This window comes from Mycobacterium sp., from assembly GCF_035570115.1.
Classification (GTDB): Bacteria; Actinomycetota; Actinomycetes; order Mycobacteriales; family Mycobacteriaceae; genus Mycobacterium.
The window spans coordinates 1-11,642 of record NZ_DATMLH010000170.1 but is presented as its reverse complement, the minus strand read 5'-3'; the positions used below and the strand labels follow the sequence as shown (position 1 = coordinate 11,642).

The 11,642-nt window shown below is 66.3% G+C and carries 7 protein-coding genes and 2 pseudogenes; 2 read left to right on the top strand and 7 right to left on the bottom strand.

The annotated features are described in order from the left end of the window. Together VNW74_RS15650 and VNW74_RS15645 are read left to right on the top strand one after the other, a co-directional pair. Positions 1-559 (top strand): annotated as a pseudogene (locus VNW74_RS15650) (glycine dehydrogenase (aminomethyl-transferring)); the annotation flags it as partial. A gap of 100 nt (positions 560-659) precedes the next feature. Next, positions 660-1,030, top strand: a pseudogene (locus VNW74_RS15645) (alpha/beta fold hydrolase); the annotation flags it as partial. A gap of 4 nt (positions 1,031-1,034) precedes the next feature. On the opposite strand, the gene VNW74_RS15640 reads toward VNW74_RS15645, so the two are convergent. The 7 genes from VNW74_RS15640 to gndA all read right to left on the bottom strand — a co-directional run. Next, a complete protein-coding gene (locus VNW74_RS15640; RefSeq protein WP_325678367.1) occupies positions 1,035-3,149 on the bottom strand; it encodes a substrate-binding domain-containing protein in 2,115 nt (704 codons plus the stop codon). A gap of 75 nt (positions 3,150-3,224) precedes the next feature. After that, positions 3,225-5,441: a malate synthase G gene (locus VNW74_RS15635; protein ID WP_325678365.1), complete on the bottom strand. Its 2,217-nt coding sequence runs from the start codon at positions 5,439-5,441 to the stop codon at positions 3,225-3,227. Positions 5,442-5,619: 178 nt separating this feature from the next. Then, positions 5,620-6,534 carry a 3-methyladenine DNA glycosylase gene (locus VNW74_RS15630; protein ID WP_325678363.1) on the bottom strand — a complete coding sequence of 305 codons (915 nt, stop codon included), beginning with the start codon at positions 6,532-6,534 and terminating at the stop codon, positions 5,620-5,622. Continuing rightward, entirely contained in the window at positions 6,527-7,579 is a 1,053-nt protein-coding gene (locus VNW74_RS15625; RefSeq protein WP_414686694.1) for a hemolysin family protein, read from the bottom strand. The genes VNW74_RS15630 and VNW74_RS15625 overlap by 8 nt, the downstream gene beginning before the upstream one ends. Beyond that, positions 7,579-8,946, bottom strand: a complete 1,368-nt coding sequence (locus VNW74_RS15620) for a hemolysin family protein (protein WP_325678359.1) — start codon at positions 8,944-8,946, stop codon at positions 7,579-7,581. The genes VNW74_RS15625 and VNW74_RS15620 overlap by 1 nt, the downstream gene beginning before the upstream one ends. A 185-nt stretch (positions 8,947-9,131) precedes the next feature. Then, positions 9,132-10,568, bottom strand: coding sequence for a GuaB1 family IMP dehydrogenase-related protein (locus tag VNW74_RS15615; RefSeq protein ID WP_325678358.1), 1,437 nt, complete (start codon positions 10,566-10,568; stop codon positions 9,132-9,134). 30 nt (positions 10,569-10,598) lie between these two features. After that, positions 10,599-11,642, bottom strand: a 1,044-nt coding sequence (gene gndA / locus VNW74_RS15610) for an NADP-dependent phosphogluconate dehydrogenase (protein WP_325678356.1), incomplete at its 5' end; no start/stop codon positions are given.

The window sequence follows — 11,642 nt, the reverse complement described above, 5'->3', positions numbered from 1 at the left end:
CGACGGCTTGCGGGCCGCGTCATTGACGGCGATCGCGTCGGCCAACTACATCGCCCGCCGGCTCGACGAGTACTACCCGGTGCTCTACACCGGCGAGAGCGGCATGGTCGCCCACGAGTGCATCCTGGATCTGCGACCGATCACCAAGTCGACCGGTGTGACCGTGGACGATATCGCAAAACGCTTGGCGGACTACGGCTTCCACGCTCCGACCATGAGCTTCCCGGTAGCCGGCACACTGATGGTGGAGCCCACCGAGAGCGAGAGCCTGGCCGAGATCGACGCGTTCTGCGAGGCCATGATCGCCATCCGCGCCGAGATCGACCGGGTCGGAGCGGGGGAGTGGCCGGTCGACGACAACCCACTGCGCGGCGCGCCCCACACCGCCGAGTGCCTGGTGGTGGACAAGTGGGAACACCCGTACACCCGCGAAGTCGCTGCCTACCCACTCGGCAAGGCGTTCCGGCCCAAGGTGTGGCCGCCGGTGCGCCGCATCGACGGCGCATACGGCGACCGCAACCTGGTCTGCTCGTGCCAGCCGGTGCAGGCCTATGTGTGACCCAGCCTGACCTACAGCGCGGCGAGGATCTGGCTCGGCACGGTGTCCACTAGCTCGGTGATCAGACCCGCCCACGCCGAGATCGCCGAGCAGGTACCGACGGCGGATGTTCACCCGCGAGTTCGGCCGGCGCTTCACCGTCGGGCATTCGCTATCGGCCGAGGAAGCGGCCGCCCGGTGGGCGCTGGTCTCCCACAACGGCGGTCATCGAATCCCGCATCGGCTGTCTGTTTACCTGGACGAGCGCGTGTGCTATGCCCGCCGCTGGCACGGCGCGGTGCGCGATTGGCCCAAACCGCTCGGATTCGTCTGGGGTCTGCAAGATCCGGTGGCCACCACCAACGTGCTGGCCGGCTTGCGCGAATTGAATCCCGACGCCCCGTCGTCGAGCTTCCCGGGTTGGGCCACTACCCCCAGATCGAAGACCCGGACGCCTATACCGAGGCCGCGCTGCGGCTGCTCACCCAATAGCCGGTCAGCTCAAAAAATTAGTCACCGCGGTGGCCAGCTCGGGAGATGCTGACGTGGCCAGGTTCTGGTAGCTGCCGCCGGACAGCTTCGCGACGGCCTCCCAGGTCGCTCGGTCAGAATCGGAGCCGAAGTCGATCACGTTGACGGCCACCGGCTTGGCGGGGTCGGTGTTCTCCTTGATGAAATCCTGCAGGCCCTGGCCACCCAGGCTCTGGTCGGTGTGCGGTCCGGCCGTGATCACCAACACTGAATTCGATTGCCCGGGATGGTAATTGGTCACCGCGTCCTTGTAGATGATCCGCAGCGTGGTGAACGACACCGCGCCACCGGACGACGCGTGCTGCTTGTCCAGGGCGGCCGTTAGCGCCGCCGACCGGGGTTGACCGTTGACGGGATCGGCCAGCGGGCCGGCCGACACCTCCGCTCGGCCTTCTTTGCCGTCGAACGTCCAGAGCCCGATCACCGAGTTGGGCGGCAGCGCCTTGATCCGGTTGTCAAGCGCGTTGACCACATTGCCCAGCCGGGTTACGCCGCCTTCGTCGGTGGTCATCGACTGCTCGAGCATGATGATGGCCGCCGGTCCGCTCGACGGTGTGGTCACGGTATTCGCCAACGTCGCGCGCATCGCGTCGTCACCCACCGACAGCGTTGACGGTAGCGCCGCGAAACTGGTGACATCGCTGCTGGGCGGCTTGACTCCTTCGACCCGGAAACCCGCTTTGGCCAGCTCGGCGAGTTGATCGGACTTCTGCATGAAACGGGCGAACGCGCTCGCCGCCGTCACTTGGTCTTGGGACAGCCACGATCCGCTGAGCTGCACGGTGGGATAGTCGGCGACCGCGGCCGGCCCCGGCGGCAGCCAGGAACTCAGCGTGCTGCCGGCGTCGGGCAACGATTCGCCACGCTGGAACAGTTGCTGTTCGGTAGTGACCACCGCGTGTACTGGCGCGGTCGCCGGATCACCGGGCCGCAGCAGCGCGTTCATCGCCTCGGCCAACGAGTTGTCGGCCAGCTTGGGTTGACCGGCCATCAGGGTGTGCACCGCGCCGCTGCCATCGATCGGCGGCGCGCCGGGGGGCGCGGAACCCGCCGCCACCGCCTCGGCGGCCAGATACGCGGCGTCGCTGTTGCCGCCGAGCGGCAGCGCCAGCCGCAGCGGTCCCCAGTTCGGCAGCTTCAACCCGGCCAACGCATCGGGTTTGGTCTGCAGCTCGGGCAGCGTCGCCCATTTCTGGGCGCCGAGCTCGCGTTGAAGTTCGGGCCGCACGGCGAGCACCACCGGCGAGCTGACCAGCGAGCGGCTTTCGGTGACGGTTCCCTTGCCCGCCGCCGCGGTGAGCCGCGCGGCCGACACAGAACTGGCCGGGATCCACAGCGCGGGTCGTTGGCCGAGTTCTGCGGGCCAGTTTCCGATGAAGCCATCGACGACGGCGTCGGAGCCCGCCGATTTGACACCGACCTCGAGGCAATGGTCGCCGATCGGCCCAGCCGACCCGTTGTAGCGTTCGGCGAACTGCTGCACGTGCTCGGCGATCGACGGATCGGCAATGACGGCGACCGCCTCTTTGCTGCCCGTGCACGCCGCGGCCTTATGCGAGCGATTGGACAACGCATCGCCGAAGAATCGCCACACGATCACCCCGGCCACCACCACGACGACCGCGACCAACGCCGCGATCACACCGATGCTGACGCCGCGCCGCCCGCCGTCGCTGCGGTGACCACCTCTCCAATCGCTGAGGCCCCGATGACCGCCGGACGGCGGTGGTGGCGGTGGCGCGGGCGACTCCGGCCCGCGTCGCGGGAAGTCCGGGAAGTCATCCGGCGTGTCAACATCGGCGGTGCGCCGATCTTCCTCGTGGTCCTCGTCGCGATCGGAGGGATCGGTGTAGTCAAAATACCCGGGATCGCTTGGAAACTCGTCTGGATGGTCGTCCGCGAGGTGATCGGGATAGTGCGGACCGAGGCTGCCAGCGGTGTCCGGGGGTGGCGCGGACGGGAAGTCCGTGGACTCCCGATAGCCACCGATGTCGCCGAAATCGTGCGGCTCGGAATAGTCGTCCGACGGTTCGCCGCCGCCGGTGGGCTCGTCCGGATCCGGAGCTCTGTGCCTACCCATGCCGATGCTCTCCCGCACACCAGAAGTACTTGCAGCGTCTAGTCATTGGGATAGTCAATGCGCACCGAGCCGACATCAATCACTCGCGCGAGCCTTAAATTCACGACGGCGCCGATGCAGGATCGGCTCGGTGTAGCCGTTGGGCTGCTGGGTTCCATTCAGGATCAACTCCTGGGCAGCCAGGAAGGCGATGCTGTCGTCGAAGTTGGGCGCCATCGGCAAGTATGCCGAGTCGGCGGCGTTCTGCTGGTCCACCATCGGAGCCATCCGTTCCAGGCTGGCCCGCACATCCTCTTCGGTGATCACCCCGTGGCGCAGCCAGTTGGCCAGCAACTGGCTCGAGATCCGTAGTGTGGCACGGTCTTCCATCAAAGCCACGTCGTGGATGTCGGGCACCTTCGAGCAGCCGACGCCCGCGTCGATCCACCGGACGACGTAGCCCAGGATGGACTGGCAGTTGTTGTCGACCTCCTCGCGGATCTCCTCGGGAGCCCAGGCGAGTTCCTTGGCCAACGGAATGGTCAGCAGCTCGTCGATGGTGGTCCGCTTCTTGCCCTCGAGCTCGGCCTGTACGGCCGCCACGTCCACGTAGTGGTAGTGCATCGCGTGCAGGGTGGCCGCGGTCGGCGAGGGTACCCAGGCGGTGGTGGCGCCCGCTTTGGGCTGGCCGATCTTCTGTTCGACCATGTCGGCCATCAGTTCGGTCATCGCCCACATGCCCTTGCCGATCTGTGCCTTGCCCTTGAAGCCGGCGGCCAGGCCGGTGTCGACGTTGGCGTCCTCGTAGGCCTTGATCCAGGTGGTGCTCTTCATCGCACCCTTGCGGATCATCGGGCCGGCCTCCATCGAGGTGTGGATCTCGTCGCCGGTGCGGTCCAGGAAGCCGGTGTTGATGAATACCACCCGATCGGCGGCGGCTTTGATGCACGCCTTGAGGTTGACCGTGGTGCGGCGTTCCTCGTCCATGATGCCCACCTTCAAGGTGCCCTGCGGCAGGCCGAGAACGTCTTCGACCCGGCTGAACAGCTCGCAGGTGAACGCGACCTCGTCCGGTCCGTGCATCTTGGGTTTGACGATGTAGATGGAGCCGGTGCGGCTGTTCGCCAAGGGACCATTGGCCCCTTCGTTGTCCGAGCCGGACTTCAATCCGTGAATCGCGGTGAGTCCGGTGAACAGGGCATCCATGATGCCTTCGAACACCTCTTTTTCCTCGCCGTCGCCTCCGTCCACCAGGATGGCGTCGTTAGTCATCAAATGGCCAACGTTGCGGACGAACAACAGGCTGCGACCGGGCAGGGTCAGCTCGCCGCCGTCGGGTGTTTTGTAGGTGCGGTCCTGGTTGAGCACCCGGGTGAACGTCTTGCCGTCTTTGCTGACGTCCTCGACCAGGTCACCCTTGTTCAGCCCGAGCCAGTTGCGGTAGCCGAGCACCTTGTCGTCGGCATCGACGGCGGCCACCGAGTCCTCGAAGTCCATGATGGTGGTGATCGCAGATTCCAGGATCACGTCCTTGATCCCGGCGGCGTCGGTCTTGCCGATCGACGACTCGGGGTCGATCAGGATCTCGATGTGCAGGCCGTGGTTGACCAACAGCACGGACCAGTCGGGGGAGCCGAGCTCTCCGGTGTAGCCGACGAAATGGCCGGGGTTGGCCAGCCCGCGGGACAGTTCGTCGCCTTCCAGGCTGACCAGCAGTCGGCCGTCCTTGACGGTGACACCGGTGGCGTCGGCCCACGAGCCGGACGACAGCGGTACCGCGTCGTCGAGGAACTTGCGCGCATAGGCGATCACCTTGTCGCCGCGGACCTTGTTGTAGCCGGTGCCCTTCTCGGCCCCGTCGCTTTCCGGAATGACGTCCGTGCCGTACAGAGCGTCGTAGAGGGAACCCCAGCGGGCGTTGGCGGCGTTGAGGGCGAACCGCGCGTTGAGCACCGGCACCACCAGCTGGGGGCCGGCGGTCTTGGTGATCTCGTCGTCGACACCCGCTGTGGTGATGGTGAAATCGGCAGGTTCCGGGAGCAGATAGCCGATCTCGGTGAGGAACTGGCGGTAGGTCTCGGGGTCTATCGGCTCGATGACGTGATGCCGGTGCCACTTGTCGATCTGCGCCTGCAACTGGTCACGGCGCTCCAGCAGATCCTGGTTTTGTGGCTGCAGGTCGGTGATTACCTTGTCGACGCCCGCCCAAAAGCTGTCGGGGTCGATGTCGGTGCCGGGCAAAGCCTCGGTGTTGATGAAGTCATGCAGCACCCGTGCGACGCGCAGGTTCCCAACCGGCACGCGGTCTGTCATCATTCTCCTCCGCTTTGACCTGAACAAAGTTGCGTCCAGCCTACCGGCCAGTAGCCCGACCACCCGCCCCGGCGCGCTGGAGTAGCAGGTCGCACCGGGTCAGCAGCGCTGCCCGTAGCGCCGCCGCACGTGACGCGATGGCCTGCCGGCAACGCACTGACGTTGCACGTCAACGGTGTCAATTCGCGGTGGAAAGGGATCCTGAGGTCCGACGCCATGCCAGCAATTGTTCACACCGCGCGAGCAGTGACGACCTGACACCCGCTGACCGCCTCGCTACCGCGGCCTGCTGCCGCACATACTCGGCACGGCCTGCCGACGTCTCAACCGGGATCGGCTCGTATCCGTAGCCGCGCAGATCGTACGGGCTGGCGCGCATGTCCAGTTCGCGCGCCGCGTAAGCCAACTCCAACGCATCCATCAACAGGTCGGAGTCGACCAGGGGCAGCAGCTTCCCGGCGAATCGATACAAGTCCATCGCCGCGTGCACGCAACCAGGCTGCTCAACGCCAACTTGTTCGGCGCGCGAAAGCTGGATGGCGTTGCGGGGCTGGGCAGAGTCGGTGAAGAACCTAAAGGCGTCGAAGTGCGTACACCGCAACGGCATCGACTCCACGACGGCATTGGTGTCGTCGTGGCCCAGCCGCAGCGGGACGTTGTGGCGTAACTTCTCGGGATCGGCCTTGTAGACCATCGCCCATTCGTGCAACCCAAAGCACGACAGATGAGCTTGGCGGCGGGCGGTTGCCGCCATCAGCTGGGCGACGTATTCGATGGTGCCGCGGCGCTGGGTCAAGTGGTCAGGCCGCGCGCTGACTCCGGAATCCGTCCGGCCGTATCCACGAAGGTTCGCGTATTCCTGCGCCGGCGGACCGGTCAGCGTGACTCCGAATCCCGGATGCCAGCGCCGAAGCTGCCCAGGCGTCCGGTTGTAGTACGTGAACAGGAAGTCAACGACCGGGTTGACCCTGCCCGCACCGCGTTGCTGCAAGTAGGGTCCGAGCAGCGCATCCAACCTGCTCCGGTGCCTATCGCGCCGTGGCAGCCAATCGCTGGGCGTGAGCAGCACCTCGGGCCGGGAGGCCTCAGGCACGCTGCATCCCATCGCTTACGACGCCGACCAAATCCCGGACCAGATCTTCCAGCGCCACCATCGCGACCACCGTCTCGTCCCGGCCGGTGACCAGCGCCAGATGACTCTTGCTGCGGCGCATCCGCGACAGCGCCTCGGGAACCGACAACGATTCGGGAATTTGCGGCAGCGGCCGGACTCGCGCCAGGTCGACCACGGCGCGGGGGTTATCACCAAGCGGCAGCACGTCTTTGATGTGCAGGTAGCCGATGAACCGGTGGTCGGCGTCGACGATGGGGAATCTGGAGTAGCCGGTTGCGGCCAGCGCCTTTTCCACCGCCTCGACCGTCGGCCCGGAGCCCGGCGCGGCCACCGGCACCGCACGGATGTCGGTAACCGGCACGGCCACGTCGGCGACCATCCGGTTGCGGATCTGCAGTGCCCGAGTGAGTCTGGTGTGCTCCTCGGGATCCAGCAGGCCCTCCGACACCGATTCGGCGATCATCTCGCTGAGCTCGACGGTGGAGACCGTGACATCGAGCTCGCTGCGGGGGCGCACCCGCAGCGCCCGCAAGGTGGCGTTGCTGCAGCGGTTGTAGAACGTGATGATCGGCCGGACGGCCCGCACATACACCAGGTAGGCCGGGATCAGCAGCATGGCCGCTCTCTCCGGGCCGGCGATGGCGATGTTCTTCGGGACCATCTCGCCGAGCAACATATGCAGCGTCACCACAATCGCCAACGCAAGCGCCAATGACACCGTGTGCAGCAGGGCGGGTGGGACGCCGACGAAGTCGAACGGCCGGCGCAGCAGGTCGGCGACCGCGGGCTCACCGAGCCGGCCGAGCAGGATCGACGAAACCGTGATGCCCAGCTGGGCTCCCGCGAACATCAGCGGCAGCTGTTCTCCCGCCCGAATCACGGTGACCGCGCTCGATCTGCCTTGCTCGGCCAACGCTTCCAGCCGGTCTCGACGCGCCGAGATCAGCGAGAATTCCGCGCCGACGAAAAACGCGTTGGTGGCAACAAGCAGAATGCTCGCCAACACTCCCAGCAGGTCGCCCATCATTGGCCTCGTCCCGCCCCGGAGTCAGCGTTCGCATCCAGTTGGATCAGCTCGAGCAGGTCGATGCGGCGGCCATCCATCCGGATCACCCTGGCCTGCCAGCAGGCCGAGCTGTCCGGTATGCCGTCGGGCTCATATCCGCTCAGCTGTACCGTGTCCCCGCTCACCGGAATGCGGCCGAGCTCTTGGAGCACCAGCCCGCCGATCGTCTCGTATTCACCCTCCGGTGCGTGATAACCGGTGGCGGTCGCCACCTCGTCGATGCGCAGCAGACCTGATACCCGCCAACCATTCCCCGAGGCCACCACATCCGGTGTGGCGTCGTCGTGTTCGTCGCGGACATCGCCGACGATTTCTTCGATCAGATCCTCGACGGTCACCATGCCCGCGGTACCGCCGTACTCGTCGACGACCATGGCGGTCTGTAAGCCGTTGGCCCGGATCTCTCCCATCAGCGCGTCGCCGTCCAGCGTGGAGGGCACTACCGCGACCGGCTGGGCGACGGTGGTCACCAACGTGTGCGCCCGCTCCGCGGGCGGCACTTGGAAGACCTGTTTGACGTGCACGATACCCACGGTCTCGTCGAGGTCGCCGTCGACAATCGGGAACCGGGAGAAACCGCTTTCGGTGGCCGTCGCGACGAGGTCTGCAACAGTATTATCCATTTGCAGTGCAACGATTTTCGACCGCGGCGTCATCAGCTCCTCGGCGGTGAGCGTGCCGAACTGCAGTGATCGATGCAGTAATGCCGCGGTGGCGGGGTCCAGCGAGCCGCTGCGAGCAGACGTGCGTACCAGCGAGACCAGTTCCTGGGCTGAGCGGGCCGACCGCAGCTCCTGCGCGGGCTCGATACCCAGCCGGCGCAGGATCCGGTTCGCCGCACCATTTGTCACCCGGATCGCGAAAGTCATCACGAACGAGAACAGCAGCTGCGGGCCGGCGACGGCACGGGCGGTTGGCAGTGGCCGGGCCACCGCGAGATTCTTGGGCACCAGTTCACCGAAGACCATCGACACCGATGTGACGACCACAAGCGTCAGAAATGCGACGAACGCGTCGGCGACCCGGTCGGGCACCCCGAGCGCATCCATGGCCGGGTGCGGCAGTTCCGCCACCAACGGCTCGGTGAGATATCCGGTGACCAGCGTGGTGATCGAGATGCCCAGCTGGGCGCCGGACAGCTGGAAAGACAGCGTGTGGTGGGCGCGGCGCACATAGCGGTCGCGACGACCACCATCACGCGCGTTGGCCTCGACAGTGCTGCGCTCGAGGGTGGTCAATGAGAACTCGGCTGCGGTGAACAGCGCGTTGGCCGCGATGAGCAGCACGATCGCCAGCAGGCTGAGCAGGGTGACGACGAGATTCATCGATGCCGCCAGGGAGAAGGAGGCTCCTCAGAGTCGGCGTCACACACGCCGGACGGCGCGGGTGCCTGCGGCACGGGGACCCTTTCCTTCGAACGTATCCATTGTCTACCTGAGCTTTTATGTTAGCGAAGGCTTGACACGCCCATGCCCTGGTTGGAGCGACGACACTTGCAACCGGTCTCCAGCTACCAGCCGAACGGCAGCGGATGGCCTTCGGCGAAGCCCGCTGCGGATTGCACGCCGACCACCGCGCGTTGATGCAGCTCGGCGAGCGTCGAAGCACCGACATAGGTGCAGGTGCTGCGCACCCCGGACGTGATGTGGTCGATCAGGTCCTCGACACCGCCGCTGTCCGGGTTTAGCCCCATCCGCGAGGTCGAGATGCCTTCCTCGAACAACGCTTTGCGGGCACGCTCGAAGGCGCTGTCAGCTCCGGCGCGGGCAACCACCGCGCGTTTGGACGCCATCCCGTAACTCTCTTTGTAGGGCTGGTTCTCGCGGTCACGCATCAGGTCACCGGGGGATTCGTAGGTGCCGGCGAACCACGATCCGATCATCACGTTGGACGCGCCGGCCGCCAACGCCAACGCCACGTCCCGCGGGTGGCGGACCCCGCCGTCGGCCCACACATGTGCACCGAGTTGCCTTGCCGCCGAGGCGCATTCGAGCACAGCGGAGAACTGGGGCCGGCCGACACCGGTCATCATCCGGGTGGTGCACATCGCGCCCGGGCCCACACCGACCTTGACGATGGACGCTCCGGCGCCGATCAGGTCGCGGGTGCCTTCCGCCGACACCACGTTGCCCGCGGCCAGCGGCACACCCAGGTCCAGCGACGAAATCGACTTGATGGCATCCAGCGCCTTCACCTGGTGGCCGTGCGCGGTGTCAACGACAACCAGGTCGATGCCGGCCTCGGCCAACGCCTGCGCTTTGGCGGCCACGTCGCCGTTGATGCCAACCGCGGCGCCGATGCGCAGCCGGCCTTTCGCGTCGGTGGCCGGGGTGTAGACACCCGCGCGGATCGCCCCGGTGCGGGTGAGCACGCCGGCCAATGTGCCGTCCGGGCCGGTCAACACCGCGACGGCGACGGGGGCCTGCTCGAGTAGGTCGAACACCTCTCGCGGGTCGGTGCCCACCGGAGCGTTGACGAAGTCGGTGATCGCGATGTCGCGCACTCGCGCGAAACGGTCCGCACCGTCGCAGCACGATTCGGTGACCAGCCCGATCGGACGGCCCTCAAAGGCCACCACCGCGGCGCCATGTGCCCGCTTGTGAATCAGCGCCAGCGCATGTGACACCGAATCGTCGGGCGCCAGTATCACCGGGGTATCGACAATCAGGTCACGGCTTTTGACGAAGTCCACTGTGCGCTGCACCGCGGTGATCGGTAGATCTTGCGGCAACACCACAAGTCCACCGCGTCGGGCCACCGTCTCGGCCATCCGCCGGCCCGCGACGGCCGTCATGTTGGCCACCACTACCGGGATGGTGGTCCCGGAGCCGTCGTGGGTGGCCAAATCGACGTCGAAACGTGACGCCACGTCCGAACGGTTCGGCACGATGAACACGTCGTCGTAGGTCAGGTCGTATGCGGGGCGATGCCCGTCCAGAAACCTCATCGGTGTCGATATACCCCTTATTCGACCCTGCTAGGCCGGCACTTCGGTGCGGTCCCCACTCCACAGCGTGTGGAATTTCTTGCTCGGGTCCTCATCGATCCGCCCGTAGGTGTGCGCGCCGAAGAAGTCCCGCAGGCCCTGGGTCAGTGCGGCCGGCAGCCGCTCGGTGCGCAGGGCGTCGTAGTAGGACAGCGCCGAGGCGAAGCCCGGAATCGGGATGCCCAGCTTGGTGGCGGTCACCACCACGCGGCGCCAGCTGTCGATCGCGGCCTCGATCGCGCTGCGGAAATATGGCGCGACGATCAGCGTCGGCAGGTCGGCATCCTCGTCGTAGGCCTCCTTGATGCGGTTGAGGAATTTGGCCCGGATGATGCATCCGCCACGCCAGATGGTCGCCATGTCGCCCAGCGTGATGCCCCAGTTGTATTCGGCGCTGCCGGCCTGGATCTGGTTGAAGCCCTGCGCGTAGGCGATGATCTTCGACGCGTAGAGCGCCTTGCTGACGTCATCGATGAACTGCTTGGCATCGCTTGGCCTTTCGCCCAGATGGCCGGAGGCCAGACCGGTGGTGGCCTTCCGCTGGGCCACCGAGCCCGACAGGGCGCGCGCGAACACCGCCTCGGCGATACCGGTGACCGGAATTCCGAGGTCCAGGGCCGACTTCACCGTCCAGCGGCCGGTGCCTTTCTGCTCGGCCTCGTCCAGGATGACGTCCACCAGCGGTTTGCCGGTCTTAGCGTCGATCTGGCGCAGCACCTCCGCGGTGATCTCGATGAGAAAGCTGTCCAGGTCGCCCTTGTTCCATTCGGCGAAGACGTCGGCGATCTCGGGTGCCGTCTTGCCGAGTCCGTCGCGCAGCAGCTGGTAGGCCTCGCCGATCAACTGCATGTCGGAGTACTCGATCCCGTTGTGCACCATTTTCACGAAGTGGCCGGCGCCGTCGGGGCCGATGTGTGTGCAGCAGGGCACGCCATCGACGTGCGCGGAGATCTCCTCGAGCAGCGGGCCCAGCGATTTGTACGACTCGGCCGGGCCGCCCGGCATGATCGACGGCCCCTTCAGCGCGCCCTCCTC

Excerpts from the sequence above, each read along its gene's own strand:
- VNW74_RS15640 (WP_325678367.1), bottom strand. The coding sequence starts at position 3,149 with ATGGGTAGGCACAGAGCTCCGGATCCGGACGAGCCCACCGGCGGCGGC.
- VNW74_RS15635 (WP_325678365.1), bottom strand. The coding sequence starts at position 5,441 with ATGACAGACCGCGTGCCGGTTGGGAACCTGCGCGTCGCACGGGTGCTG.
- VNW74_RS15625 (WP_414686694.1), bottom strand. The coding sequence starts at position 7,579 with ATGGGCGACCTGCTGGGAGTGTTGGCGAGCATTCTGCTTGTTGCCACC.
- VNW74_RS15620 (WP_325678359.1), bottom strand. The coding sequence starts at position 8,946 with ATGAATCTCGTCGTCACCCTGCTCAGCCTGCTGGCGATCGTGCTGCTC.
- VNW74_RS15615 (WP_325678358.1), bottom strand. The coding sequence starts at position 10,568 with ATGAGGTTTCTGGACGGGCATCGCCCCGCATACGACCTGACCTACGAC.